Genomic DNA, 25746 nt, shown 5'->3' with positions numbered 1-25746 from the left:
CGGCTACTCCCGTCCGAGGGGTCGCAGTTCGTATTTCGGGTTGAAGAGCACCCGGCGGCCGCGGCTCATGGAGATCCGGCCCGATGCGATCAGCTTGCGCCCCGGTTCGATGCCGACGATGGAGCGCCTGCCGAGCCACACCACGTCCAGCGCGGCGGAGCCGTCGAACAGTTCCGCCTCCAGGGCCGGGACTCCGGCGCGTGGCCGCAGGGTGACCGTGCGCAAGGTACCAGTTACCGTGACGATCTGCCGGTCACGGCAGTCACCGATCTTGGTGCAGCCGGTGGTCTCGGCGTCCTCGCGCAGCTCCTCGGACTCCAGGTCCTCCTGCGACGAGGAGAGCCGGTCGAGCATGCGCCGGAACCGGCCCGCCGGCTTTTCGGATCGAGGAACAGCACTCATACCTGAAGCGTACCGGGGCACACCGAGACCGCCGTAGCCAAGCTCACTTCTCGAACCGGTACCCCATCCCCGGCTCCGTGATGAAGTGCTCGGGGTGGGAGGGGTCCGTCTCGAGCTTGCGCCGCAGCTGGGCCATGTAGACACGCAGGTAGTTGGTCTCCGTCCCGTAGGAGGGGCCCCACACCTCCTGGAGCAGCCGCTTCTGGCTGACCAGCCGGCCGGTGTTGCGGACCAGCACCTCCAGCAGGTGCCACTCGGTCGGGGTGAGGCGGACGTCCTTGCCGCCGCGGTTGACCTTCTTCGCGGCCAGGTCGACGGTGAACTCCGCGGTCTCCACGGCCGTCAGGTCCTCCTCGCCGGGTCCGACCGGCTCGGCCCGGCGGACGGCGGCCCGCAGCCGGGCCAGCAGTTCGTCCATGCCGAAGGGCTTGGTGACGTAGTCGTCGGCGCCCGCGTCCAGCGCCTGTACCTTCTCGTCGGAGGAGTGCCGGGCGGACAGCACGAGGATCGGCACCCGGGTCCAGCCGCGCAGGCCCCTGATCACCTCCACACCGTCCATGTCGGGCAGTCCGAGGTCGAGGACGACCACGTCGGGGTGGCGGGAGGCGGCGAGTTCGAGGGCGGTCCTGCCGTCGGGGGCCGCGTCGACCTCGTACTTGCGCGCTTTCAGGTTGATCACGAGGGCGCGCACGATCTGCGGCTCGTCGTCGACCACGAGCACCCGGGTCATCGAATCTGCCTTTCCGGTTCGGTGAGGTGCCCCCCGGAGGGGAGTCGCTCGGGACGCGATCCCGCCGCGCGCAGGCTCAGCACCATGGTGAGCCCGCCGCCCGGCGTGTCCTCGGCGTTCAGGGTGCCGCCCATGGCCTCGGCGAAACCCCGGGCCACGGCGAGTCCGAGTCCGACCCCGGCGCCGCGCGGAGCGTCACCGTACCGCTGGAACGGTTCGAAGATGCGGTCCTTGGCCTCGTCCGGCACGCCGGGTCCGCGGTCGACCACTCGCACCTCCACCCGGTCGGCCATGGCGCTGGCGGAGACCAGGACGCGGCGCCCGCGCGGGCTGTACTTGACGGCGTTCTCCACGAGGTTGGCCACCGACCGCTCCAGCAGCCCTGGGTCGACGGCGACCATGGGCAGCGTCTCGGGCACCTCCAGGTCGACGCTGTCCTCGGGGACTCCGCCGAGCGCCATCGGGACCACCTCGTCGACGTCGATCTCGCGGATGAGCGGGGTGACGGTGCCGGTCTGGAGGCGGGACATGTCGAGGAGGTTGCCCACGAGGTGGTCGAGGCGGTCGGCGCCCTCCTCGATGCCCTCCAGCAGCTCCGCCCGGTCCTCCTCGGACCAGGCCACGTCGTCGGAGCGCAGCGAGGAGACGGCGGCCTTGATGCCGGCCAGGGGCGTGCGCAGGTCGTGGCTGACGGCGGCCAGCAGGGCGGTGCGGATGCGGTTGCCCTCGGCGAGCGTACGGGCCTGGTCGGCCTCCTCCCGCAGGCGACGGCGGTCGAGGGCGACGGCGGCCTGGGCGGCGAAGGCGGCGAGCACCCGCCGGTCCTCGGCGGGCAGCACCCGGCCGGTGAGCGCGAGGGCCATGTGGTCGCCGACGGGCATGTCCACATCGGCGTCCTCGGGGCGTTCCAGCACCGGACCGAATCCGGCGCGTCCGGCGCAGGTCCACGGCTCGACGTCGCCCGCCCGTTCCAGCAGGGCGGCCGACTCCATGCCGAAGGTCTCCCGGACCCGCTCCAGGAGTTCCTCGAGGCTGGTCTCGCCGCGCAGCACGTTGCCGGCGAGGAAGGAGAGGATCTCGGACTCGGCGCGCAGCCGGGCGGCCTGGTGGGTGCGGCGGGCCGCGAGGTCCACCACCGAGGCGACCGACATGCCGACGCCGAAGAAGATCGCGATGGCGACGATGTTCTTGGGGTCGGCGATGGTCAGCCGGTGCAGGGGCGGGGTGTAGAAGTAGTTCAGCAGCAGCGAGCCGAACGCGGCGGAGGCGAGGGCCGGCAGCAGGCCGCCGAGGAGGGCCGCGGCAACCGTGACGGCCAGGAACAGCAGCATGTCGTTGGCGAGGCCGAGGTCGACGGTGTTCAGCAGCACCGCGAGGACGGCCGGTCCGGCGAGGCCCACCGCCCAGCCCCAGATGATGCGGGCCCGGCCGAGGCGCGCGCCCCGGGCGACGGGCAGTCCGCGGCCCTTGGCGACCTCCTCGTGGGTGACGATGTGGACGTCGAGGTCGGGTCCGGACTCGCGGGCGACCGTGGCGCCGACGCCGGGCCCGAAGACGTACTGCCAGGCCTTGCGGCGCGAGGAGCCCAGCACGATCTGGGTGGCGTTGACGCCCCGGGCGAAGTCCAGCAGGGCGGCCGGTATGTCGTCGCCGACGACGTGGTGGAAGGTGCCGCCGAGGTCCTCCACGAGGGTGCGCTGGACGGCCAGCTCCTTCGGGGAGGCCGAGGTGAGGCCGTCGCTGCGGGCTATGTAGACGGCGAGGACCTCGCCGCCTGCGCCCTTCTCGGCGAGCCGGGCGGCGCGGCGGATGAGCGTGCGCCCCTCGGGTCCGCCGGTCAGCCCGACGACGATCCGCTCGCGGGAGCCCCAGATCTTGGAGACCCGGTGCTCGCTGCGGTACGCGTTCAGGTACTCGTCGACCCGGTCGGCGACCCACAGCAGCGCCAGCTCGCGCAGGGCGGTGAGGTTGCCGGGCCGGAAGTAGTTGGACAGGGCCGCGTCGACCTTGTCGGGCTGGTAGATGTTGCCGTGCGCCATACGGCGGCGCAGGGCCTGCGGGGACATGTCGACCAGTTCGATCTGGTCGGCCCGCCGCACGATCTCGTCGGGTACGGTCTCGCGCTGCCGCACGCCGGTGATGGACTCGACGACGTCGCCGAGTGACTCCAGGTGCTGGATGTTGACGGTGGAGACGACGTCGATGCCGGCGGCGAGCAGTTCCTGCACGTCCTGCCAGCGCTTGGCGTTGCGGGAGCCGGGGATGTTGGTGTGGGCGAGTTCGTCCACCAGGGCGACGGCGGGGGCCCGGCGCAGTACGGCGTCGACGTCCATCTCGCCGAAGCTGCCGCCCCGGTACTCCAGCTGTTCGCGCGGCACCTGCTCCAGGCCGTGCAGCATCACCTCGGTGCGCGGCCGGCCGTGGTGCTCCACGAACGCGACGACGCAGTCGGTGCCCCGCTCGGTACGGCGGTGCGCCTCGGAGAGCATGGCGTAGGTCTTGCCCACGCCGGGGGCCGCCCCGAGGTAGATCCGTAGCTTGCCGCGTGCCATGGCCTCATTGTCTTCCGCCGACTCCTGCGTGCGCAGCGTCGACCCTACGGCCAGCAATCACGACAAAAGGGGCAGGTGCGCGGGCCGCGGGCAACTTTGACGCATCTCTGATGAGTCCCCGGCGGCCGTCGGGGTTCAGGGCCCGGCGATCTCGCCGTCGTGCAGTTCCAGCACCCGGTCGGCGAGGTCGAGGAGGGTCGCGTCGTGGGTGGCGACCAGGGCGGTGACCCGCTCGCTGTGGACGACGGCCCGCAGCAGCTCCATCACGGCGTGCCCGGTCTCGGCGTCGAGCTGCCCGGTCGGTTCGTCGGCGAGCAGCAGGGCCGGGCGGTTCGCGAGGGCGCGGGCGATGGCGACGCGCTGCTGCTGGCCGCCGGACAGCTCGCCGGGCCGCTGGGACGCGTGGCCGGCGAGCCCGACGAGGGAGAGCAGCAGTTCGACGCGCTCCTCGCGCTCGCGCGGCTCGGCCCGGCGCAGCCGCAGCGGTACGCCGACGTTCTCGGCCGCGGAGAGGATCGGGATGAGTCCGAAGGACTGGAAGACGAACCCGATCCGGTCCCGGCGCAGCCGCAGCAGCTCGTTCTCGCCCAGCTCGCCGAGTTGCCGCCCGTCGACCTCGACCCGCCCCCGGTCGGGTGTGTCGAGTCCGCCGACGATGTTGAGGAGGGTGGTCTTGCCGGAGCCGGAGCGGCCCTTGACGGCGACCAGCTCGCCGCGGGGCACCTCGAAGGAGACCCCGCGCAGGGCGTGGACGGCGGCGGCGCCCCGCCCGTACGAGCGGTGGACGTCCTCGACGCGCACCATGGTCTCGGTGAGCACCCGGCTCATGTGGCCTCCCCCGCCGTCCTCGTGGACCGGGCGCCAGTATCGCCGCGGGCGCCCGGCCGATCAACGGTTCGGACAGGGGGCTCGGACAGGGGGCAGTCGGGGTTCCCGGGTGCCGTGAGGTCTTGACCCGTCAAGAGCGCGGGCATGCGAGAGGGCCGTACCCGCCACGGGGTACGGCCCTTTCGTTCGTCGTGCCTGTCAGCGGACCTCGGTGATCTCCGGTCCGCGCTGCAGCTGGCCCATGCCGCCGGAGAAGCGTGAGCCCTCCTCCTGCTGGACACCCTCCGGAACCATCTGGGCGTCGTTCGGCAGCTTCAGGACGATGGGGTCGCGGGGCGCCATCGGGCCCTCGCCGCGGACCACGACCGTGTCCCGGAAGATCTGCTCCAGCAGCCCGGCGGCCTGCGGCTGCACCGCGCCCTGCCCGGAGATCACACCGCGCAGGAACCAGCGCGGGCCGTCCACGCCGACGAACCGCACGACCTGGAAGCCGCCCGTGCCGTCCGGCAGCTGCACCGGCACCTGGGCGCGCAGCTCCCAGCCCAGCGGACCCTCGACCTCGTCGACGATGCCACCCTGCTGGGTGATCCCGGAGCCGATCTCCTCGCGGACCTCGCCCCAGATGCCCTCGCGCTTGGGCGCGGCGAACGCCTGGAGCTGTACGGCGCTGTCACGCAGGACCACGGTCGCGGCGACGATCGCGTCCCCGGCGACCTCCACCCGGAGTTCCATGCCGTCGACGCCCGGGATGAACAGCCCGCCGAGGTCCACACGGCCCTCGCTCGGGTCGCGCACCTCGGTGCTGTCCCACGGCCCGTCGGGCCGGGGCTCCGGCTCCAGCCGGACGCGCTCGCGCTCGGCCTCTTCCTCGTCCGCCTCGGTGTCGACGCTGTCGACGACCTGCTCGGCCTCGCCGGCCGCGTCCTCGGCGGCACCCTTCTTGTTGCGACGTCCGAACACGTCACTGTCCTTCCCGGTCGGATACGACCGAAGCGTATCGATTCCCACCCGTCGAACCGCCTTCGGCGGCCCGACCGCTTGTGCCGCTGTCGTCGCCCACCGCGGCATGGCCACCGGTGGACCCGAAGCCCCCTTCGGCCCGCGCGGAGCCGGGAAGTTCCGCCACCTCCTGGAAGCGGACCCTCTCGACCTGCTGGACGACCAGTTGGGCGATCCGGTCGAAGCGCTCGAACCGCACGGACTCGCGCGGGTCGAGATTCACCACGATCACCTTGATCTCCCCACGGTACCCGGCGTCAACCGTCCCCGGGGCATTCACGAGGGCGACACCGCAGCGGGCGGCGAGACCGGAACGCGGGTGCACGAACGCCGCGTACCCCTCGGGGAGGGCGATCGACACACCGGTGGGCAGTACGGCCCGCTCGCCGGGCGCGAGCTCGCGTGCCTCGGTGGTCCGCAGATCGGCTCCGGCGTCCCCGGGGTGCTCGTACGCCGGAAGCGGTACGTCCGGATCGACGCGCCGGATCTGCACGGGGAGTTCCCGGCGGGGCTCACGGCTCACGGGTTCACCTCGAAGGCACGGGCGCGCCGGACCTGGTCCGGGTCGCTCATGGCCGCCTGGATCTCCTCCTTGCGGCCGTGGTCGATGAAGTGGTCCACCTTGACCTCGACGAAGAGGGCGTCGGCGCGGACCGCGACCGGCCCGTCGGGGCCGCCGAGGCGCCCGGTGGCGGTGGAGTAGATCTTCCGCCCCGCGACGGCGGTGACCTCGGCCTCCAGGTGCAGGGTGGTGCCGACGGGCACGGGCCGCACGAAGTCGGTCTCCAGCCGTCCCGTCACGGCGATCGTCCGCAGCAGCCAGTTCAGCGAACCGAGGGTCTCGTCCAGCGCCGTGGCCAGCACTCCGCCGTGGGCGAGGCCGGGGGCGCCCTGGTGGGCGGACTGGACGACGAACTCGGCGGTCAGCGAGACACCGTCGCCGGCGCGGGCCTCCAGGTGCAGGCCGTGCGGCTGCCCGGGGCCACAACCGAAACAGTGTTCGTAGTGGGCGCCGAGGAGCTCCCCGGGCGCGGGCGCGTCGGGGTGCCGTACCGGTTTCACCGCGTCGGCGGGGGGCTGAAGAGCTGCGGAACTACCACTCACAGGCGCAGACCTTACCCGTCCGTCCGGCGCCCGCCACCGCGGTGCCCGGCGGGGCCGCGCGGCAGCCCCGCCCTGGTTCGGGGCCGCCCCGCGTCCCGTGCCAAGCTTGGCTCCATGCAGCTCTCCGCCACCCCCTACGAAGAACGCCTCACCGCCCCCCGCTCGTGGTGGCTGATCAGCTTTCTCGTGGGTGTCTCGTTCGCGCTCATCCTGCTGCCCTTCGGCACGCTGCCGCTGCTCGGCGGCCTGGTGGGCGGTACGGCGGCCGCGGCGGTGGTGGCCAGCGCCTACGGCTCCCCGCGCATCCGTGTCGTGGGTGACTCCCTGATCGCGGGCGAGGCGAAGATCCCGGTGTCGGCGCTCGGTTCCTCGGAGGTGCTGGACGCGGAGGAGGCCCGTGCCTGGCGCACGTACAAGGCCGACACCCGCGCCTTCCTGCTGCTGCGGGCCTACATCCCGGGGGCGCTGAAGGTGGAGGTCACCGACCCGGAGGACCCCACGCCGTACCTGTACCTGTCGACGCGGGAGCCGGAGAGGCTGGCCGCCGCGATCGAGGCGGCCCGGACGGCGAACGCCTAGAGCTCCTTCGGCAGCTCGCCGATCCCGAGCGGTTCCGCCGGTTCCTCCAGGGGCGGCAGCTCGGTCAGCTCGTCCCACGGAACCTGGATCTTGCGCAGGTCCTTGCGGATCCGTCCCGCGAGTCTCCTGGTGTCCCGCCGGTTCATGACGGCCCCGACCGCGGCTCCGACCAGGAACGGCATCAGGTTGGGCAGGTCGCGGACCATGCGCTTCATGATCTGCTGGCGCAGTTCGCGTTTCATCCGGCCGCCGAGGGCCGTGTCGTACGTCGACGGCTTCGTCACGTCGATCCCGCGCTCCCCCGACCAGGAGGACAGATACGCGGTGCTGCGGACCTTGAGGTTCCCCGGCGGGCGTACGCCGTAGACCTCGTGGAGTTCCGCGATGAGCTTCAGCTCGATCGCGGCGACCCCGGTGATCTCCGCGGCCAGTTCGGTCGGCATGGCGGGCGGCACCGGCAGCATGGCGGCGGCCCCGATCCCGGCGCCGACCGTCGAGGTCCCGGCCGCGGCACCCGCCACCAGCTTGTCGGCGATCTCCTCGGGTCCGAGACCCGGGAACTGTCTGCGCAGGGTGGCGAGGTCGCGTACGGGGATCCGCGGGGCGATCTCGATGATCCGGTCCGCGAGGTACCCGAGCCCCGCGCGAGCGCGGCTGCCGCCCTTACGGGCCCCTTCCCGGGCCATCTCCCGGGCCTTGTCACGCACCACCGCGGCCCGCCGCCGTGCGACGGGCGCGGGCTGCCCAGCCGGCGCCGACAGGTCTTCCCGGTCGGCCGCCGGTTCGAGCGAGGCTCTCTCAGCCGATGAGCCCCGCTCGTCGTCACGCGCGCCGTGCGGGCCGTCGGACGGCCCTTGGTCCGCTTTCCGTTTCCGCAAGGAGAAGCGGCGCTTCCGCGGAGGGGTCGAGCCAGTCACGGCCGACCCGTCCTCAGTCGCAGTCGCGGCAGATCGGCTGGCCGTTCTTCTCGCGGGCCAGCTGGCTGCGGTGGTGCACCAGGAAGCAGCTCATGCAGGTGAACTCGTCCTGCTGCTTGGGCAGCACCCGGACGGCCAGCTCCTCGTTCGAGAGGTCGGCGCCGGGCAGCTCCAGGCCCTCTGCGGCCTCGAACTCGTCGACGTCCACGGCCGAGGTGGACTTGTCGTTCCGCCGGGCCTTCAGCTCTTCCAGGCTGTCCGAGTCGACGTCGTCGTCGGTCTTGCGTGGAGTGTCGTAGTCGGTTGCCATAACGCTCTCCCCCTCTGGGTGTTTGCGGTGTCTCCAGCGCACGTAACGCGTGAGAGGCCGGACTTGTGCCCGACCTGAGGCGGAGATTTTGCCTCACATCAAGGTCTGTTACTCAATCGACACCCAACCCGACCCCCCGAGAGTGATCGGCTTGGTTGGCGGTGAGGACCGTACACGGTTTGAATGTCGCACCTCAAAGGCGCCTCACCGTGTACTTCCCGTGATCAAGAGCCCTGAAAACCAGGACTTTCCCGGCTTTCCACCTTCTGTCATGATCACGGAGAGTACCTGGCTGGAAATCCGCCCATGTGATTGATCACACAAGAGCAACCGCAAACGGCCCCCAGAAAATTCCGCGCAAAGCGAACATCCTCCGCGTGTGTCGGTCGCTGATCACAGCGGCAGGGTGACGCGCATCACCAGGCCGCCGCCCTCCCGGGGCTGTGCGACGACGTGACCGCCGTGCGCGCGGGCCACGGACCGGACGATGGACAGGCCGAGTCCGACCCCCTTGTCACTGCCCGTGCGCTCCGTGCGGAGCCGCCGGAAGGGCTCGAAGAGGTTGTCGACCTCGTACGCCGGCACGACCGGGCCGGTGTTCGAGACGGTGAGCACCGCCTGCCCGTGCTCGACCTCGGTGCCGACCTCGACCCAGCCGTCCTCCGCCACGTTGTAGCGCACCGCGTTCTGCACGAGGTTCAGCGCGATCCGCTCCAGCAACACGCCGTTGCCCTGCACGACGGCGGGCTTGCGCTCGCCGCGGATCTTCACGCCCTTGCTCTCGGCCTCGCCGTGCACCTGGTCGACGGCCTGGGTGGCGACCTCGGCCAGGTCGACCGGCTTGCGCTCCACGATCTGGTTGTCGCTGCGGGCGAGCAGCAGCAGGCCCTCGACCAGCTGCTCGCTGCGCTCGTTGGTGGCCAGCAGCGTCTTGCCGAGCTGCTGGAGTTCCACCGGCGCGTTCGGGTCCGACAGGTGCACCTCCAGGAGCGTGCGGTTGATCGCGAGCGGGGTGCGCAGCTCGTGGGAGGCGTTGCCGACGAAGCGCTGCTGGGCGGTGAAGGCCCGCTGGAGGCGCTCCAGCATGTCGTCGAAGGTGTCCGCCAGCTCCTTCAGCTCGTCGTCGGGGCCGTCCAGCTCGATACGGCGGGACAGGTCCGAGCCGGCGACCTGGCGGGCGGTGCGGGTGATGCGGCCGAGCGGGGACAGCACCCGGCCCGCCATCGCGTAACCGAACGCGAAGGCGATGACCGCGAGGCCGAGGAGGGCCAGCAGCGAGCGGCTGAGCAGGTCGTCCAGGGCCGCCTGGCGCTGCTGGTCCATGCAGTGCGCGATGGCGTCCTTGAAGTCCGACAGCGGCAGCTTGGTGGTGTTGATCGCCGGGCAGCTGTCGGACGAGATCTTCAGCTCCTGGAAGCTGACGATCTTGAACAGCGGCTGGTTGCCGGTGTTGATCGCCTGTGCGGCGAGCAGGTAGATGATCGACAGCAGCAGGATGCCGGCGATCAGGAACATGCCGCCGTACAGCAGTGTGAGCCGTATGCGGATGGTCGGGCGCAGCCAGGGGAAGGGAGGCTGCGGCCTCCTGGGGTCCCAGGTGGGCTTCGGCGGCGCCTGCGGGGGCGCGGGGGCGGCGGCCACGGCCGGTCAGATCCGGTAGCCGGAGCCGGGCACCGTGACGATCACGGGCGGCTCACCGAGCTTGCGGCGCAGGGTCATGACCGTCACGCGCACCACGTTGGTGAACGGGTCGGTGTTCTCGTCCCACGCCTTCTCCAGCAGCTGCTCGGCGGAGACGACGGCACCCTCGCTGCGCATCAGCACCTCCAGGACCGCGAACTCCTTGGGGGCGAGCTGGACCTCCTTGCCGTCGCGGAAGACCTCGCGGCGGTTGGGGTCGAGCTTGATGCCGGCCCGCTCCAGGACGGGCGGCAGCGGGACGCTCGTACGGCGGCCGAGGGCGCGCACGCGGGCGATCAGCTCGCTGAACGCGAAGGGCTTGGGCAGGTAGTCGTCGGCGCCGATCTCCAGGCCCTCGACGCGGTCGCTGACGTCGCCGGAGGCGGTGAGCATGAGCACGCGCGTGGGCATGCCCAGCTCGACGATCTTGCGGCAGACGTCGTCGCCGTGCACGAGCGGGAGGTCGCGGTCGAGGACGACCACGTCGTAGTCGTTGACGCCGATGCGCTCCAGGGCGGCCGCACCGTCGTACACGACGTCGACGGCCATGGCCTCCCGGCGCAGCCCGGTGGCCACGGCATCGGCGAGCAGCTGCTCGTCCTCGACGACGAGTACGCGCACGTCGCTTGTCCTTCCTCTGTCCACCCGCGCGACGCGATGTGGGCGCGTGCGGGCAGGGGTGTTCGTGGGATGTGACCTCCATCCTGCCCTTTTCGGCCATAAGTCGGCTGTAAGGCGGGGTCCGGGCCGGAGGAACCGTGCGGTGGCCCGGGAATACGAGATTTTCTCCTCCGGTTCAGGTTTCCAGGGAAGGGAGCGGGGGGAGGACGGCTTTACACCCCGCGATCACGCTCTGCATGTGCCGCAGCACCATGCGGTACCCCCCGATGCGCTTTCGCAGAGTGGGCGTGGGTGTCCGGCACCGTAGCCGCCCGGCAGGGCTGCGCCGGGCACCTGCGGCAACGTGATCGCCCCTTCTTGACGGCACACCCCCGTGCCACCTACCCACGACCCTGGACGAGGGGGCGCAGCATGGACGCTTTCACCGCAGGACTTCTGCAGCGCATAAGGGCGACCGAGACCGACCTGACGCGGGCTCGTGACGAGGGCGACGACTTCCTCGTCGAGGTGGAGCAGGCAGAGCTCGACGACCTGCGCCGCCTCGCCGCCGAACACGGTGTGGAGGTCGGCGCGACACGCGTCTGATCGGCACGAGAGCGCAAGAGGGGACCCCGGCGAATCCAGCGCCGGGGTCCCTTTGCGTGCGCGGTGCCGGTCAGTCGTGCCAGGCCCCGAAGTCCTCCAGCAGCCGCTGGAGGGGCTCGAAGACGCCGGGCGCACCCGCGACGGTGAGGTCGCGCGAGGGGCGCTCCCCGGGCCGTCCGCCGGTCAGCGCCCCCGCCTCCCGGGCGATCAGGTCCCCCGCCGCGTGGTCCCACGCGTTGAGTCCCCGCTCGTAGTACCCGTCGAGCCGGCCGCAGGCCACGTCGCACAGGTCGACCGCGGCCGAGCCGCTGCGCCGGATGTCCCGCAGCAGCGGGATCAGCCTGGCGGCCACCTCGGCCTGGTGGGCGCGGACCTCGGTGACGTAGTTGAAGCCGGTGGAGACCAGGGCCTGCTCCAGCGGGGGTGCGGGCCGGCAGGCGAGCGCCCGCTCGCCCTCCCACGCGCCCGTGGCCCACGCGCCGCCACCGCGCACGGCGTGATACGTCTCGCCGCGCATCGGCGCCGCGACGACCCCGGCCACGGTCTCGCCGTGGTGCTCGGCCGCCACCGACACCGCCCAGGTGGGCAGGCCGTACAGGTAGTTCACGGTGCCGTCGAGCGGGTCGATCACCCAGCGGACGCCGCTGGTGCCCTCGACGGAGGCGCCCTCCTCGCCGAGGAATCCGTCGTCGGGGCGGTGGCCGGAGATGAGATCGGTGATCAGCTTCTCCGCCGCGATGTCCATCTCGGTCACCACGTCGATCGGGCTGGACTTGGTCCGCGCCACGGCCAGGTCGGCCGGGCGGCCGTCCCGCAGCAGCTCGCCGGCGCGGCGGGCGGCCTCCTGGGCCAGGCCGAGCAGTTCCCGGTGCAGGGCGTCGGTCACGGGGCTCCTCACGCGTAGGGGCTGTCGGCGCCGGCGGCGGCCGGGCGGGGGCGCGGGCCGGGCAGCAGCCGACCGGGCAGACGTCGTGGCTCGGGCCGAGGGCGCCGAGGGCGCAGGGGGTGACCCGCTGCCCGCGCTCCACGGTGGCGCGCTCCACGACGAGTTCGCGGACCGCGGCGGCGAACCGCGGGTCGGCTCCCACGGTGGCCGAGCGGCGTACCGGCAGGCCCAGCTCCCCGGCCCTGGCCGTGGCCTCGGTGTCGAGGTCGTAGAGGACCTCCATGTGGTCGGAGACGAAGCCGATGGGGGCCATGACGACGGCCGGCACGCCGGCGCCGTGCAGCTCCTCCAGGTGGTCGACGATGTCCGGCTCCAGCCACGGGATGTGCGGGGCGCCCGAGCGGGACTGGTAGACGAGCCGCCAGGGGTGGTCGACACCGGTGCGCTCGCGGACGGCGTCGGCGATCAGCTGGGCCACGTCCAGGTGCTGCTCGACGTACGCCCCGCCCTCGCCGTGTGCCTCGGCCGGGCCGGAGGTGTCGGCGGCGGCGGTCGGGATGGAGTGGGTGGTGAAAGCGATGTGGGCGCCGGCCCGGACGTCCTCGGGGAGGTCGGCGAGGGCGCGCAGCACCCCGTCGGCCATCGGCTCGACGAAGCCGGGGTGGTTGAAGTAGTGCCGGAGCTTGTCGACCCGCGGCGGCTCCACTCCCTCGGCCTCCAGGGCGGCCAGGGCGTCGGCGAGGTTCTCGCGGTACTGGCGGCAGCCCGAGTAGGAGGCGTAGGCGCTGGTGGCGAGGACCAGGACGCGCCGGCGGCCGTCGGCCGCCATCTCGCGCAGGGTGTCCGTCAGGTACGGCGCCCAGTTGCGGTTGCCCCAGTAGACCGGCAGGTCCAGGCCGTGCTCGGCGAAGTCCTTGCGCAGGGCGTCCAGCAGGGCGCGGTTCTGGTCGTTGATGGGGCTGACCCCGCCGAACAGGAAGTAGTGCTGCCCGACTTCCTTCAGGCGTTCCTTCGGGATGCCGCGCCCGCGCGTGACGTTCTCCAGGAACGGGACCACGTCGTCCGGGCCTTCGGGGCCGCCGAAGGAGAGCAGGAGCAGGGCGTCGTACGGAGTGGCATCGAGCACGTCTGGCATGTCTTGATCCTCCCACCCTGCGCTGACAGGTGGGCAACAGCAGGGTGAAGAGTCGAGTTACGTATGGTTTAGTCCGGTTTTTCCAGCCGTGAATTCAGATGCGCTTAGGGTGCCCTTACTCGTAAGCTGTATCAGCTGCATTCGCGCCTTACGACCCGTCCCGGAGACCACGTGCCCAGCCCCTACAGAGCCCTGTTCGACGCGCCGGGCACCAAGGCCTTCTCCGCCGCGGGCCTCCTCGGCCGGATGCCGCTGTCGATGATGGGCATCGGCGTGGTCACGATGGTCTCCCGGCTCACCGGCCGGTACGGCCTCGCGGGGGCGCTGTCGGCCACCATCGCGCTGTCCGCGGCGGCGGTCGGGCCGCAGATATCCCGGCTGGTGGACCGGCACGGGCAGCGCCGGGTGCTGCGCCCGGCGACCCTCGTCGCCCTCGTCGCGGCGGCCGGCCTGCTGCTCGCGGCCCACTACCGGTGGCCCGACTGGGTGCTCTTCGTCTGCGCCGCCGGGATCGGCTCGGTGCCGAGCCTGGGCGCGATGATCCGGGCGCGCTGGGCGGCGCTGTACCGGGGCACGCCGAAGCTGCACACCGCGTACTCGTTCGAGTCGGTCGTCGACGAGGTCTGCTTCATCTTCGGCCCGATCATCTCCATCGGACTGTCCACGGCGTGGTTCCCGGAGGCGGGCCCCCTGCTGGCCGGGTGCTTCCTGGCGGCCGGCGTCCTGTGGCTCACCTCCCAGCGGGCGACCGAGCCGGAGCCGCACCCGCGCGAGCACCACGGCGGCGGCAGTGCCCTGCGCGCGCCGGGACTCCAGGTCCTGGTGGCCACGTTCGTGGCCACAGGCGCGATCTTCGGATCGGTGGACGTGGTCACCGTGGCCTTCGCCGACGAGCGCGGCCACCAGGGCGCCGCGAGCCTGGTCCTCGCGCTGTACGCGGCCGGTTCCTGCCTGGCGGGAGTCGTGTTCGGGCTGATGCGCTTCGCCGGGGCGCCGGAACGTCGCTGGCTGCTGGGCGTGGCGGCGATGTCCGTGAGTATGATCCCCCTCCTACTGGTCGGAAACCTGCCGCTTCTGGCCGTGGCGCTGTTCGTTTCGGGGCTGTCCATCGCACCGACGATGATCACGACGATGTCCCTCATCGAAGAGCACGTACCTCGCGCGAAGCTCACCGAGGGCATGACCTGGGTGAGCACCGGCCTCGCGGTCGGCGTCGCGCTCGGCTCCTCCGCGGCCGGCTGGGTGATCGACGCAGCCGGGGCGCGTGCCGGGTACGGGGTTCCGGTCGCGTCCGGGGCCGCCGCGATCGCGGTCGGTTTCCTCGGGTACCGCCGGCTGCGCAGGCCGGCCGCGGGTCGGGGAGGCACCGTTGAGCAGCACAGCGAGCGGGAAGAACGGCACCTGGCGTAACTGGGGCGGGAACGTCTCCGCCCGGCCCGCCCGGCAGGTCGCGCCGGCCTCCGTGGAGGAGCTGGCCGCCGCGGTGCGCCGGGCCGCCGAGGACGGCCTGAAGGTGAAGGCCGTCGGCACCGGGCACTCCTTCACCTCCATCGCCGCGACCGACGGCGTGCTGATCCGCCCTCAGCTGCTGACCGGCATCCGCGGCATCGACCGCTCGTCGATGACGGTCACCGTGGAGGCGGGCACCCCGCTCAAGAGGCTCAACACGGCTCTCGCGCGCGAGGGCCTGTCGCTCACCAACATGGGCGACATCATGGAGCAGACCGTCTCCGGCGCCACCAGTACCGGCACGCACGGCACGGGCCGCGACTCCGCCTCCATCGCCGCCCAGATCAAGGGGCTCGAACTCGTCACGGCGGACGGCTCGGTGCTCACCTGCTCCGAGAAGGAGAACCCGGAGGTGTTCGCCGCCGCCCGAATAGGCCTGGGCGCGCTCGGCGTCGTCACCGCGATCACCTTCGCCGTGGAACCCCTCTTCCTGCTCACCGCGCGCGAGGAACCGATGCCCTTCGAGCGGGTCCTCGCCGAGTTCGATCAACTGTGGGCTGAGAACGAGCACTTCGAGTTCTACTGGTTCCCGCACACCGGCAGTACCAACACCAAGCGCAACAACCGCAGTGCCGGGCCCGAGCAGCCCGTGGGCCCGCTCGCCGGCTGGTTCGAGGACGAGTTCCTCTCCAACGGCGTCTTCCAGGTGGCCCAGTGGGCGGGGCGGGCCGTCCCCGCCGGCATCCCGGCCCTCGCGCGCGTCTCCAGCAGGGCCCTGTCCGCGCGGTCGTACACCGACATCCCGTACAAGGTGTTCACCTCGCCGCGCCGGGTGCGTTTCGTGGAGATGGAGTACGCCGTCCCGCGCGAAGCCCTGGTGGAGACCCTGCGCGAGCTGCGGACCATGGTCGACCGCTCGGGGCTGCGCGTCAGCTTCCCGGTCGAGGTGCGCACCGCCCCGGCCGACGACATCGCCCTGTCCACCGCCTCCGGCAGGGACAGTGCCTACATCGCCGTGCACATGTTCCGGGGTACGCCCTATCAGGCCTACTTCACCGCCGCGGAGCGCATCTTCACCGCGCACGAGGGCCGGCCGCACTGGGGCAAGGTCCACACGCGGGACGCCGAGTACTTCTCCCGGGTGTACCCGCGTTTCGGTGAATTCACGGAGCTGCGGAACCGGCTGGATCCGGAACGGCTGTTCCAGAACGACTACTTGCGGAGGGTGCTGGGGGCGTAGGCGTCGCGGCGGATCCACTGGGCGCGGGGGACGGCCCGGAGGTGGAGGCGTCGCCGCCGGACGGCCCGGCCGTGGAACCGCTGGGCGCCGGGTCCGGACTTCCCCCGGTCTTGGCGCCGGTGCCCGCGGAGGGCGTGCCCCGGGAGAACGGCGTATTCGAAGGGACCCCTCTCTCATCGGACTTCGCGGGGGACGACGGCCCGGACCCCCGCGGGGCCGGGCTCCGTCCGGTGACGGCGTCGCTGACCGTCGTGCCCCCGCCGCCGCCGAAACGGTTGCCCGACACCAGTTCCCAGGTGCTGATGCCGGCCATCGTCACCCCGAACACCACGGCGGCGGCGACCACCGGCCGGCGCCAACCGCGCACCCGGGCGCGGTAGACGGTGCCCTCGGTGAAATCGCCCGGGGCCGGCGGCAGCTGTTCCCTGGGGCGGGGGGCGGTCTTCGCCTCGCGCAGCTGCTCCCCGGTCCGCTTGAAGAAGTGCTGGAAGACGGTGCCGCCACAGGTGGCGACGACACTGCCTTCCCTTCCCGTACATCACCGCTCATGCGCGCACATGACGGTGCACTCCCTGCGCTTGCCGATATAGGCCGGCCGTCTGCACCAGAAAGGGACGTACGGACGAAACCATTAGTTCCGTTTCCGGGGGTTCCGTGAAGTTCGCCACGTTCATGATCGACAAAACCGGTTGCGGACGGCCAAGTCGCACTCCTTGCCAGAAGTTGGGCGGCGCGCCAATCCACGGACATGGTCCGAATGGAGTACTGTTGCGAGCCCTGGGTCCGGCCTCCCACCAGGGTGCCCGTGGCCTTGCAGGACCGCCGGGAGGGGGCTAGTTGCACAGGGTGACGGAGTTGGTCACTTAGCGTTGCGAACAGGTAACCGTGCCATAACGGCGGTCCCGGGCCCGTGCCCGACACGCCGGGCAACTCGGCAAGGTTGTGGCAGGCTGCACCCGGGCAGGCCACACTCGACTAGCGGAAGCAGCGACGCACGTGACGTCGGCAGGCACCACCCGGGAGGTCCCCATGCCCGAACTGCGTGTCGTGGCCGTCTCGAATGACGGCACACGACTGGTGCTGAAGGCTGCCGACTCCACGGAGTACACGCTTCCGATCGACGAGCGGCTGCGTGCCGCCGTCCGTGGCGACCGGCCCCGCCTCGGCCAGATCGAGATCGAGGTCGAGAGCCATCTCCGGCCCCGTGACATCCAGGCGCGTATACGCGCCGGTGCCACCGCGGAAGAGGTGGCCCAGCTCGCCGGCATCCCCGTCGACCGGGTACGGCGCTTCGAGGGTCCCGTGCTGGCCGAGCGTGCCTTCATGGCCGAGCGCGCCCGCAAGACCCCCGTCCGCCGCCCCGGTGAGAACTCCGGGCCGCTGCTCGGTGAGACCGTCCAGGAGCGGCTGCTGCTGCGCGGTGCCGACAAGGACACCGTGCAGTGGGACTCCTGGCGCCGCGACGACGGCACCTGGGAAGTCCTCCTCGTGTACCTGGTCGCGGGCGAACCGCACTCGGCGAGCTGGACGTACGACCCGCCCCGGCGGCTCGTGCAGGCCGTGGACGACGAGGCGCGGTCGCTGATCGGCGAGTCCGACGACCTCGCCGTGCCCGAGCCGAGCTTCCCGTTCGTCCCGCGCATCGCCCGGCTGCCGCGCGAACGCACCATGGACCGCGCGCTCGACCGGGTCGACCGGGAGCGGCCCAGCCTGCCGGCGCAGCCGTCCGAGCCCGTCGAGGAGACCGCGGGCGAACGCGACTCGCTGACCAGCCTGTTGGAGGCCGTGCCGAGCTTCCGTGGCGACCTGGTCGTCCCGGAACGCCCGGCCGACACCGAGGACGAACCCGTCGAGGAACCCGCGGCGGAGGAGCCCCCGGCACCCGCCGCCTCGGCCGGTTCGGCCTACGCTGACGTGCTCATGCCGCGCTCCGTCGGCGGCCACCGCGACCGGCTCATCGGGTCGACCGACCGTCAGGCCGAGGCCGACGGTGTACGCCCCGGCCGCCGCGCGGCCGTCCCGAGCTGGGACGAGATCGTGTTCGGCACGCGCCGCAAGAAGCAGGAGTAACCGGCCACGGGACAACGCGAGGAGGGGGCACGCACGCGTGCCCCCTCCTCGTGCGTGCCCGCCGCCTCCTACTGCGGGTCGGCGCCCACCGCCACGGGCCTCGACGGGTCGGAGGACCACTCGGACCACGAGCCGACGTACAGCTCCGCGGGGACGCCGGCGACGGCCAGGGCGAGCACCTCGTGAGCGGCCGAGACGCCCGAACCGCAGTACACGCCGACCTGGGTGTCCCCGGAGACGCCCAGGGCCTTGAAGCGGTCCCTGAGCTCCGCCGCGGGCAGGAACCGGCCGTCGGGGCCCACGTTCTCCGTCGTCGGGGCCGACACCGCGCCCGGGATGTGACCGCCGACCCGGTCGATCGGCTCCACCTCACCGCGGTACCGCTCCCCCGCACGGGCGTCGAGCAGCACACCCGTGCGGGCGAGGGCCGCGGCGCCGTCCGCGTCCAGCAGCCCGGCGACGGGGGCCGGCACGAAGTCGCCCCGGCCGGTGCGGGCGTCTCCGTGGACAGGTCGCCCCGCCAGGACGGCAACCCGCCGTCGAGGACCCGCACGTCCGGGTGACCCGTCGCACGCAGCATCCACCACGCGCGCGCGGCCGCCCAGCCCTGTCCGCCGTCGTAGACGACGACCGGCCGGTCCGCCGACACGCCCGCACGACGCATCGCGGCGCCGAACTCCGCGAGATCGGGCAGCGGATGGCGGCCGTGCGCCCCCGCGCTCGCGGCGGCGAGCTCCCGGTCCAGGTCGACGAAGACCGCGCCGGGCAGGTGACCGGCCGCGTACTCGGCCCGTCCGTCGAAGGCCGGCGCACCCGCCGCCTTGGCCACGCTCAGCTGCCAGCGGACGTCCAGCAGCACGGGCGGGGTGGCTCCGGGGCGGAGCTCGTGGGCGAGTTCGGTCGCGGTGATGATGGCTCTCATGGCGTCCATCCATACGCCAGGGGTGGCCGCGGCGTCCAGGTCCGGCTACTCTGCTCGGCCGGACAGCCTCGATCACGAGGCGTATGGGATCGAGCACGGGCTGTGCCGCCGACGGACATCCGCCGGCCATCGTCAGGAAGCGGCGAACGACGGCAGTAGAGGCATCCTCCCGGGGACACCGCCGGGTCCCGGCGCGGCCGGCAGGCGGCGCGGCGGAGGATGCGGGCACCGGCACGGGCGTACACGCGGTCGGCGTGGACACCCGGCCGGGTAGCGGAAGCGACACGGCCGCCGGGAGGCGGCCGGGGAGAGAGTGATCGATGACCGAGGCACGGGAGTCGGCCGGTCCGCACGCGCGGCGCGCGCCCGGCACGCCCTGCTGGGTGAGCCTGATGGTGCACGAGCTGGCCGCCACCGAGGACTTCTACGGTGAGCTGTTCGGCTGGGAGTTCCGGCCGGGCCCGCAGCAGCTCGGCCCCTACGTGCGGGCGCTGCTCGACGGGCGCGAGGTGGCGGGGATGGGCCACCTTCCGGACCGCCGGCTGCCCGTCGCCTGGACCCCGTATTTCGCCTCCGACGACGTCGACCGGACCGCCGACACGGTACGGCTGTGCGGGGGCACGGTCGCGGTGGGCCCGCTGGACGCGGCCGAGGCCGGGCGGATGGCCATCGCCTCCGACCCGTCCGGGGCGGTGTTCGGGATCTGGCAGGGGTCCGCCCACTTCGGCACGGCGATCACCGGGGTGCCCGGCACCCCCGCCTGGAACGAACTGGTCACCTTCGAGACCGAGAGCGTCGCCAAGTTCTACGCGACCGTGTTCGGCTACGAGGAGGAACCGGTGGTGTCCGCCGACCTCGACTACGTCACGCTGCACCTCGGCGGCCGTCCGGTGGCGGGCCTGCACGGCATGGGCCACGCGCTGCCCCGGGACCGGGGCTCGTACTGGCGGACGTACTTCGAGGTCGCCGACGTCGACGTGACGCTGGGGCAGGTCGTCCGCCTCGGCGGCCGGGTGCTCCGGCCGGCCCACGACAGCCCGCACGGCCGGGTGGCGACGGTGGCGGACCCGGAGGGCGCCGAGTTCGACGTGCTCCAGGACCCGCGCTGAACCTTCCCGGCGAGGGCGTCCCGGGTCGGGCCGGAGGAAGCGTCCTCAGGCCGGTGAGACGGGCAGGACGTCCGGGGACAGGGCCGCCGCACGGGCCGACGCGGCGGTCATCCGGCGCCGGTGGTGGCGCCGGCACAGCACCTCGTAGCCGACCTCGCCCGCGGACTGGTTCACGTCGCCCACGACCACCTGGGCGCCCTCGACCACCATCTCGCCGCCTATCGTGCGGGCGTTGTGCGTGGCGCGGGCGCCGCACCAGCACAGGGCCTCCACCTGGAGCACCTCGATCCGGTCGGCCAGCTCCACCAGCCGCTGCGAGCCGGGGAAGAGCTTGGAGCGGAAGTCGGTGGTGATCCCGAAGGCGAACACGTCTATCCCGAGGTCGTCCACCACCCGGGCGAGCTGGTCGATCTGCCCGGGGGCGAGGAACTGGGCCTCGTCGGCGATCACGTAGTCGGCCCGGCGGCCCCGCGAGAGGTGGTCCACGAGATAGCCGTACAGGTCCTGGTCCTCGGCGACCTCCACCGCGTCGGTGACCAGGCCGAGCCGGGAGGACAGCTTGCCCTCGCCCGCGCGGTCGTTGCGGGTGAAGATCATGCCGACCAGGCCGCGCGCGGACCGGTTGTGCTCGATCTGCAGAGCCAGCGTCGACTTCCCGCAGTCCATCGTTCCGGAGAAGAACACCAGCTCGGGCATGAGGAGTTGAGCACCTTTCGGCGAGTCGTCGGGACGGGAGGGCGGTTCAGGAGCGTACTTCGAGCAGCGGGACCAGCTGCTCGGCGGGTGTCATCGAACCGTGGTTGCCGACCAGCGCCGACTCCTTGGGCTCCCGTTCGGAGGCGATGATCAGGACGTCGTCGTGCGCCGCCGCGATCACGTCGCCGAGCCGCGGGTACACCCGCTCGTCGATGTGCGGCCCGAACCAGCCGGCCGCGATCGCCTCGTCCCGCGAGGCCACCCAGAACTGCTCGCCGAGCACCTCGCGCCAGCAGGTCAGCACGTCGTTCTCGGCGCCCGGTACCGCGTACACGTGCCGGGCCCGCCCCTCGCCGCCCAGCAGGGCGACCCCGGCGCGCAACTCCCAGTCCGCGTCGAAGTCGATGCGGTGCTCCTCGTCGAACGGGACGTCGACCATGCCGTGGTCGGCGGTGACGTACAGCGCGCTGCGCGGCGGCAGTTGCTCGGCCAGCCGCTGGACGAGCCGGTCGACGTACATGAGCTGGCCGCGCCAGGTGTCGGAGGCGACGCCGTAGCGGTGCCCGGCGCCGTCCAGTTCGGCGTAGTACGTGTACACCAGTGAGCGGTCGCCGGCGGCGAGCTGCTCGGCCGCGAGGTCCATGCGCTCCTCACCGGTCAGCCGGCCGAGGAACGTGCCACCGCTGAGCGCCACCTTGGTGAGCGGGGTCTGCGCGAAGGTGGGCGAGGACACCTGGGCGGCGTGCACCCCGGCCTCGTGGGCCAGCTGGAAGACGGTCGGGTACGGCTGCCAGGGGCGCGGGTTCGTGTACGGCTGCCAGCGGAGCTGGTTCATCAGCTCGCCGGTGGCCGGGTTGCGCACGGCGTACCCGGGCAGGCCGTGGGCGCCCGGCGGGAGGCCGGTGCCGACGGAGGCGAGGAGGTCGCGGTGGTCGCCGGGTAGCCGGCGGTGAGCGGGCGGCCCGTGCCGCCGCGGGAGCTGCCGAGCAGGGAGGCGAGGAACGGCGCCTCGTCGGGGTGCGCCCGCAGCTGCTCCCAGCCGAGCCCGTCGATCAGGAAGACGCAGGCCCGGTCGGCCGGGGTCAGCTCCTCGATCGTGGCGGTGAGGCCGGGGACGCCCATTCCGGCGGCCAGGGTGGGCAGCAGGTCGGCGAGGGAGCCGCTGCCGTACTCGGGCAGCGGCGCGGACTCCAGGGCGAGCGGTTCCGGGTGGTCCCAGGCGGAGAGCTGGGACATCAGCGGCTGACGTCCGCGGTCGCCTCCGAGATGGCCTGCGCGAAGGCGAGCGCCTGGCGCACCGTCTCCGGGCCGTCGCCGGCCTCGCTGACGCGCAGGCTGAGGTCGTCCGCGGTGGAGCTGCCCGTGTAGCCGTGGTCGGCGTCGCAGTTGGGGTCGCCGCAGGCGGCGGGCTCCAGGTCGATGCGGCTGACCGCGCCCCAGCCGATGGTCAGCACGACCTCGCGGGGCAGCGTGCCCGGCGCGTACTGCTCGGGGTTCGCGACCACGCGGCTCACCACGACGGAGGAGATCCGGCCGAGCTTCACGGACTCGGTGGAGGTGGTGGCGTACGGGGTCGGGGACGTGGTGTCGGCGGCCTGCTCGTCGGTGTGGCTGACGATGAAGCGGTTGCCGGTGAGCACCAGCACCGTCACGTGCCGGCGCACCTCGTTCTGGTCGAATGTCGTCTCCTGGTGGACCAGGTACGACCGGATGGGCTCGCCGCCCACGGCGGCCTCCACCGCCTCGGCCACGAGGGCCGGGTAGTAGCCGCTGCGCTCGATCGCCGCACGCAGCCCCTGGGTCGTCGTACTGGTCTTGGCCATGGCGTCCATCTTAATCCGAGGGCAGGGGCACTCCGGGCCAGTCGCCCGGACCGGGCGGGACGGGCCCGGGCGGGACGTGGCCGGGGCGGAAAGGGCCGGGGCCGCCCGGAAGGACCGGGGCGAGCAGGCGGTGACCGGGAGCCGGCGGGCGGGCGGCCGAACCGGGGGCGCGGGGAACCGCGCGAGAGTGCGCCCGGTTCAGTACGCCGGCATCGTGCGGGGGCCGAGGTCGTCGCGGGCCGGCGGGGGCGCGAGGCGCACCGTGGCGCCGAGGACGCTCACGCCGTGCGGGGCGACGACGACCGGCTCCAGCGTGACGGCGACCACCTCGGGATGGTCGTCCACGAGCCGGGAGACGCGCAGCAGCAGTTCCTCCAGCGCGGGGGTGTCGACGGGGGTGGAACCGCGCCAGCCGAACAGCAGCGGCGCCGTGCGGATGGACCGCACCAGCGAGGTCGCCTCCCGGTCGGTGACCGGGACCAGCCGGTGCGCCGTGTCCTCCAGCAGCTGCGAGGCGGCTCCGGCGAGCCCGAAGGACAGCACGGCCCCGGCCGCCGGATCGATCACCGCGCGGACGACCGTGTCGACCCCGCGCGGCGCCATCCCCTGCACCACCGGCCGCAGCTCCTCCGGCTTCCCGAACAGTTCGGTCAACTCGGCGTACGCGCGGCGCAGTTGCTCCTCGTCAGCGAGGTCGAGGCGGACGCCGCCGAGGTCGGCGCGGTGCCTGAGGTGCGGGGCGGTCGCCTTCAGGGCCACCGGGTAGCCGAGGCTGCGGGCGGCCTCGGCGGCGGCGTCGGGGGTGGGGGCGGGCAGCGCGCGCCGCACGGGGATGCCGTACTCGCCGAGCAGCTCGCAGGTCTGCGCGTCGGAGATGGTGAGCCCCTCCCCGCGCGCGAGGAGCTCGCCGATCAGCCGGGCGGCGCCCTTCTCGTCGATGTCGTCGTACTCGGGCACCTTCCCGGGGTCGGCCGCCTCGCGCCGCCACTGCCCGTACCGCACGGCCTCGGCGAGGGCGCGGACCGCGCGCTCCGCGGCGGGATAGGCCGGGATGAGACGGGCGCCCTCCGCCGCGGGCGTCATGGCCACGGACGGTCCCGCGGCGGCGGCCGGCAGTCCTTCCGCCGCCGGGGGCAGGCGTACCGCGGGGTGGGCGCCGTCCGTGGCGCCGGATGCCTTCCCGGCGGCCTGCGGTGCGGTGCTCGCGGCGGCGGACAGCGCCTCCGCCAGCCCGCCGAGCTCCACGTGCACCACCAGGACCGGCTTCCCGGGGACGTCCGCCGCGGCGGACCGCAGCGCCTCCGCGAGCTCGGCGTCGCCGGGCGACGTCTCCCCGATGGCCGGGATCGCCGTCACCACGACGGCGTCGTTCGTGTCGTCCGCCAGGGCGGCGCTCAGCGCCCGGTGGAACTCCTCCGCCGTCGCCCCGGTCGTCAGGTCCAGCGGACGCGAGGGCCGCAGCCCCTCCGCGAGGCAGCGGTCGTACGTCAGCACGCCCAGCGACTCGGAGTTGCCGAGGATCGCCACCCGCGGTCCGGCGGGCAGCGGCTGCCGGGCGAGCAGCAGGCCCGCGTCGACCAGCTCGGTGATCGTGTCGACCCGGATCACCCCGGCCTGCCTGAGCAGCGCGGAGACGGTCGCGTGCGGGAGCCGGGTGGCCCGCACGGCGTGGCCCTGCGGCGCGGCCCCGGTCCCCTGCACCACGACCAGCGGCTTCGCCGCCGCCGTCCGCCGGGCGAGCCGGGTGAACTTGCGGGGGTTGCCGATGGACTCCAGGTACATGAGGACGACGTCGGTCTCGGGGTCGTCGTACCAGTACTGGAGGACGTCGTTGCCGGAGACGTCCGCGCGGTTGCCGGCGGAGACGAAGGTGGACACGCCGGTGACGCCGGTGACGCCGCCGCCGCGCCGGTGCAGCCGGGACAGCAGGGCGATGCCGATGGCGCCGGACTGGGCGAACAGTCCGATGCGGCCGGGGCGGGGCATCTCGGGGGCCAGGGACGCGTTCAGCCGGACGTCCGGTGCGGTGTTGATGACCCCGAAGGCGTTCGGTCCGATGATCCGCATGCCGTACGCGCGCGCGGCGCGGACGAGGGCGCGCTGCCGTTCGCGGCCCTCGGGGCCGCTCTCGGCGTATCCGGAGGAGAGCACGACGAGCCCCTGGACGCCGTGTTCCCCGCACTCGGCGACCACCGAGGGCACGTGCTCGGCCGGCACGGCGACGACGGCGAGGTCCACGTGTCCCTCGATGTCCCGCACCGAGCGGTACGCCGGCACTCCGTCGACCTCGTCGAGGTCCTTGGGGAAGGCCGTGTTCACGGCGTGCAGCCGGCCGGTGTAGCCGGCGTCCCGGAGGTTGCCGAGGGTGCTGCGGCCGACGCCGCCGGGGGTGCGTCCGACGCCGACGACCGCCACGGAGCCGGGCACGAGGAGCCGACGGACCGAGTGGGCTTCGGCGCGCTGCTCCCGCGCGCGCTGCACGGCGACGGAGCGGTCGGTGGGTTCCAGGTCGAACTCCAGGCGTACGACCCCGTCCTCGAAGCTGCGCTTCTGGGTGTAGCCGGCGTCCGTGAACACCTTGATCATCTTGGTGTTGGCGGGGAGCACCTCGGCGGCGAAGCGGCGGATGCCGCGCTCGCGCGCGACGGCCGCGATGTGCTCCAGCAGGGTGGAGGCGACACCGCGGCCCTGGTGGGCGTCCTGCACGAGGAAGGCGACCTCGGCCTCGTCGGCGGGGGCGGAGGCGGGCATCCCGTCGGCGCCGATGCGGTCGTAGCGTACGGTGGCGATGAACTCGCCGCCGATGGTGGCCGCGAGTCCCACCCGGTCCACGAAGTCGTGGTGCGTGAAGCGGTGGACGTCCTTGGCGGAGAGCCGTGGGTACGGTGCGAAGAAGCGGTAGTACTTCGACTCGTCGGAGACCTGCTCGTAGAAGCTGACCAGGCGGTCGGCGTCGTCGGCGGTGATGGGCCGGATGCGCGCGGTGCCTCCGTCGCGCAGCACCACGTCGGCCTCCCAGTGAGTGGGGTACTCGTGCCGCTCCTGCCGATCCGCCGAGGTCTGCATGGGCCCCAGAGTACGGCTCGCGTACGACAACGGCGCGAGGCAG

The 25746-nt window shown here is 72.7% G+C and carries 21 protein-coding genes and 3 pseudogenes; 6 read left to right on the top strand and 18 right to left on the bottom strand.

Annotation, left to right across the window (positions count from 1 at the left end):
* Positions 1-3: 3 nt before the first annotated feature.
* The 7 genes from N8I86_RS28355 to N8I86_RS28325 all read right to left on the bottom strand — a co-directional run bounded on the left by N8I86_RS28355 (position 4) and on the right by N8I86_RS28325 (position 6615).
* Positions 4-402, bottom strand: coding sequence for an OB-fold nucleic acid binding domain-containing protein (locus tag N8I86_RS28355; protein ID WP_073897626.1), 399 nt, complete (start codon positions 400-402; stop codon positions 4-6).
* A 43-nt stretch (positions 403-445) separates the two neighbouring features.
* Positions 446-1132, bottom strand: a complete 687-nt coding sequence (locus N8I86_RS28350) for a response regulator (protein WP_263278994.1) — start codon at positions 1130-1132, stop codon at positions 446-448.
* Complete coding sequence (locus tag N8I86_RS28345) at positions 1129-3684, bottom strand: sensor histidine kinase (protein WP_263278993.1); 2556 nt, start codon at positions 3682-3684, stop codon at positions 1129-1131. The genes N8I86_RS28350 and N8I86_RS28345 overlap by 4 nt, the downstream gene beginning before the upstream one ends.
* 135 nt (positions 3685-3819) lie before the next feature.
* Positions 3820-4512, bottom strand: coding sequence for an ABC transporter ATP-binding protein (locus N8I86_RS28340; protein ID WP_263278992.1), 693 nt, complete (start codon positions 4510-4512; stop codon positions 3820-3822).
* A 198-nt stretch (positions 4513-4710) separates the two neighbouring features.
* Positions 4711-5472, bottom strand: coding sequence for a DUF3710 domain-containing protein (locus N8I86_RS28335; RefSeq protein ID WP_073897630.1), 762 nt, complete (start codon positions 5470-5472; stop codon positions 4711-4713).
* A gap of 1 nt (position 5473) precedes the next feature.
* Entirely contained in the window at positions 5474-6034 is a 561-nt protein-coding gene (gene dut, locus N8I86_RS28330) for a dUTP diphosphatase (RefSeq protein WP_073897631.1), read from the bottom strand.
* On the bottom strand, positions 6031-6615 hold the full coding sequence (locus N8I86_RS28325; protein WP_073897632.1) for a PaaI family thioesterase: 585 nt from the start codon (positions 6613-6615) through the stop codon (positions 6031-6033). Before N8I86_RS28325 ends, dut begins: the two co-directional genes overlap by 4 nt.
* 114 nt (positions 6616-6729) lie before the next feature.
* Here N8I86_RS28325 and N8I86_RS28320 point away from each other — a divergent pair, with 114 nt between their 5' ends.
* A complete protein-coding gene (locus N8I86_RS28320; RefSeq protein WP_073897633.1) occupies positions 6730-7194 on the top strand; it encodes a DUF3093 domain-containing protein in 465 nt (154 codons plus the stop codon).
* Here N8I86_RS28320 and N8I86_RS28315 read toward each other — a convergent pair.
* From N8I86_RS28315 to N8I86_RS28300, 4 genes are all read right to left on the bottom strand, one after another.
* Complete coding sequence (locus tag N8I86_RS28315; RefSeq protein ID WP_263278991.1) at positions 7191-8111, bottom strand: hypothetical protein; 921 nt, start codon at positions 8109-8111, stop codon at positions 7191-7193. The genes N8I86_RS28320 and N8I86_RS28315 overlap by 4 nt on opposite strands.
* Positions 8112-8124: 13 nt before the next feature.
* The gene (locus N8I86_RS28310; RefSeq protein WP_005481602.1) at positions 8125-8421 is read right to left on the bottom strand and encodes a DUF4193 domain-containing protein; all 297 of its coding nucleotides are present in this window, start codon (positions 8419-8421) and stop codon (positions 8125-8127) included.
* Positions 8422-8814: 393 nt separating this feature from the next.
* Entirely contained in the window at positions 8815-10062 is a 1248-nt protein-coding gene (locus tag N8I86_RS28305; RefSeq protein ID WP_073897634.1) for a sensor histidine kinase, read from the bottom strand.
* 6 nt (positions 10063-10068) lie between these two features.
* Positions 10069-10722: a response regulator transcription factor gene (locus tag N8I86_RS28300; RefSeq protein ID WP_003993508.1), complete on the bottom strand. Its 654-nt coding sequence runs from the start codon at positions 10720-10722 to the stop codon at positions 10069-10071.
* Between the two features lie 411 nt (positions 10723-11133).
* Here N8I86_RS28300 and N8I86_RS28295 point away from each other — a divergent pair, with 411 nt between their 5' ends.
* Positions 11134-11307, top strand: coding sequence for a hypothetical protein (locus N8I86_RS28295; protein ID WP_176985545.1), 174 nt, complete (start codon positions 11134-11136; stop codon positions 11305-11307).
* A 70-nt stretch (positions 11308-11377) separates the two neighbouring features.
* Here N8I86_RS28295 and N8I86_RS28290 read toward each other — a convergent pair whose 3' ends face one another.
* Both N8I86_RS28290 and N8I86_RS28285 read right to left on the bottom strand, forming a co-directional pair.
* A complete protein-coding gene (locus N8I86_RS28290; RefSeq protein ID WP_123439986.1) occupies positions 11378-12193 on the bottom strand; it encodes an inositol monophosphatase family protein in 816 nt (271 codons plus the stop codon).
* A gap of 8 nt (positions 12194-12201) precedes the next feature.
* Positions 12202-13328 (bottom strand): annotated as a pseudogene (locus N8I86_RS28285) (ferrochelatase).
* A gap of 171 nt (positions 13329-13499) precedes the next feature.
* Here N8I86_RS28285 and N8I86_RS28280 point away from each other — a divergent pair.
* From N8I86_RS28280 to sepH, 3 genes are all read left to right on the top strand, one after another.
* Entirely contained in the window at positions 13500-14738 is a 1239-nt protein-coding gene (locus N8I86_RS28280) for an MFS transporter (protein WP_073897637.1), read from the top strand.
* Positions 14698-16017 carry a D-arabinono-1,4-lactone oxidase gene (locus N8I86_RS28275; RefSeq protein WP_263278990.1) on the top strand — a complete coding sequence of 440 codons (1320 nt, stop codon included), beginning with the start codon at positions 14698-14700 and terminating at the stop codon, positions 16015-16017. Before N8I86_RS28280 ends, N8I86_RS28275 begins: the two co-directional genes overlap by 41 nt.
* Positions 16018-17046: 1029 nt before the next feature.
* Entirely contained in the window at positions 17047-18087 is a 1041-nt protein-coding gene (gene sepH, locus N8I86_RS28270) for a septation protein SepH (RefSeq protein ID WP_073897640.1), read from the top strand.
* 68 nt (positions 18088-18155) lie between these two features.
* Here the strand turns inward: sepH and N8I86_RS28265 are convergent.
* Positions 18156-19009: pseudogene (locus N8I86_RS28265) on the bottom strand (sulfurtransferase).
* Positions 19010-19329: 320 nt separating this feature from the next.
* Here N8I86_RS28265 and N8I86_RS28260 point away from each other — a divergent pair.
* Positions 19330-20118, top strand: coding sequence for a VOC family protein (locus N8I86_RS28260; protein ID WP_073897643.1), 789 nt, complete (start codon positions 19330-19332; stop codon positions 20116-20118).
* Between the two features lie 45 nt (positions 20119-20163).
* Here N8I86_RS28260 and N8I86_RS28255 read toward each other — a convergent pair whose 3' ends face one another.
* The 4 genes and pseudogenes from N8I86_RS28255 to N8I86_RS28240 form a co-directional block, all read right to left on the bottom strand.
* Positions 20164-20814, bottom strand: coding sequence for a thymidine kinase (locus N8I86_RS28255; RefSeq protein WP_073897644.1), 651 nt, complete (start codon positions 20812-20814; stop codon positions 20164-20166).
* A 46-nt stretch (positions 20815-20860) separates the two neighbouring features.
* Positions 20861-22050: pseudogene (locus tag N8I86_RS28250) on the bottom strand (alkaline phosphatase family protein).
* The gene (locus N8I86_RS28245) at positions 22050-22637 is read right to left on the bottom strand and encodes a DUF5998 family protein (RefSeq protein ID WP_073897907.1); all 588 of its coding nucleotides are present in this window, start codon (positions 22635-22637) and stop codon (positions 22050-22052) included. Before N8I86_RS28245 ends, N8I86_RS28250 begins: the two are co-directional and overlap by 1 nt.
* Before the next feature lie 198 nt (positions 22638-22835).
* Positions 22836-25703: a bifunctional acetate--CoA ligase family protein/GNAT family N-acetyltransferase gene (locus N8I86_RS28240; protein WP_198960482.1), complete on the bottom strand. Its 2868-nt coding sequence runs from the start codon at positions 25701-25703 to the stop codon at positions 22836-22838.
* Positions 25704-25746 lie beyond the last annotated feature (43 nt).

The organism is Streptomyces albidicamelliae (assembly GCF_025642175.1).
GTDB classification, from domain to species: domain Bacteria; phylum Actinomycetota; class Actinomycetes; order Streptomycetales; family Streptomycetaceae; genus Streptomyces; species Streptomyces albidocamelliae.
Note: the sequence above shows the minus strand (reverse complement) of the source record. Positions and strands in the feature narration are given on the sequence as shown.

Bases quoted from the DNA above. Each gene is read 5' to 3' on its own strand.
- N8I86_RS28355 (WP_073897626.1), bottom strand. From the start codon at position 402: ATGAGTGCTGTTCCTCGATCCGAAAAGCCGGCGGGCCGGTTCCGGCGC.
- N8I86_RS28350 (WP_263278994.1), bottom strand. From the start codon at position 1,132: ATGACCCGGGTGCTCGTGGTCGACGACGAGCCGCAGATCGTGCGCGCC.
- N8I86_RS28345 (WP_263278993.1), bottom strand. From the start codon at position 3,684: ATGGCACGCGGCAAGCTACGGATCTACCTCGGGGCGGCCCCCGGCGTG.
- N8I86_RS28340 (WP_263278992.1), bottom strand. From the start codon at position 4,512: ATGAGCCGGGTGCTCACCGAGACCATGGTGCGCGTCGAGGACGTCCAC.
- N8I86_RS28320 (WP_073897633.1), top strand. From the start codon at position 6,730: ATGCAGCTCTCCGCCACCCCCTACGAAGAACGCCTCACCGCCCCCCGC.
- N8I86_RS28310 (WP_005481602.1), bottom strand. From the start codon at position 8,421: ATGGCAACCGACTACGACACTCCACGCAAGACCGACGACGACGTCGAC.
- N8I86_RS28295 (WP_176985545.1), top strand. From the start codon at position 11,134: ATGGACGCTTTCACCGCAGGACTTCTGCAGCGCATAAGGGCGACCGAG.
- sepH (WP_073897640.1), top strand. From the start codon at position 17,047: ATGCCCGAACTGCGTGTCGTGGCCGTCTCGAATGACGGCACACGACTG.
- N8I86_RS28260 (WP_073897643.1), top strand. From the start codon at position 19,330: ATGACCGAGGCACGGGAGTCGGCCGGTCCGCACGCGCGGCGCGCGCCC.
- N8I86_RS28255 (WP_073897644.1), bottom strand. From the start codon at position 20,814: ATGCCCGAGCTGGTGTTCTTCTCCGGAACGATGGACTGCGGGAAGTCG.
- N8I86_RS28245 (WP_073897907.1), bottom strand. From the start codon at position 22,637: ATGGCCAAGACCAGTACGACGACCCAGGGGCTGCGTGCGGCGATCGAG.
- N8I86_RS28240 (WP_198960482.1), bottom strand. From the start codon at position 25,703: ATGCAGACCTCGGCGGATCGGCAGGAGCGGCACGAGTACCCCACTCAC.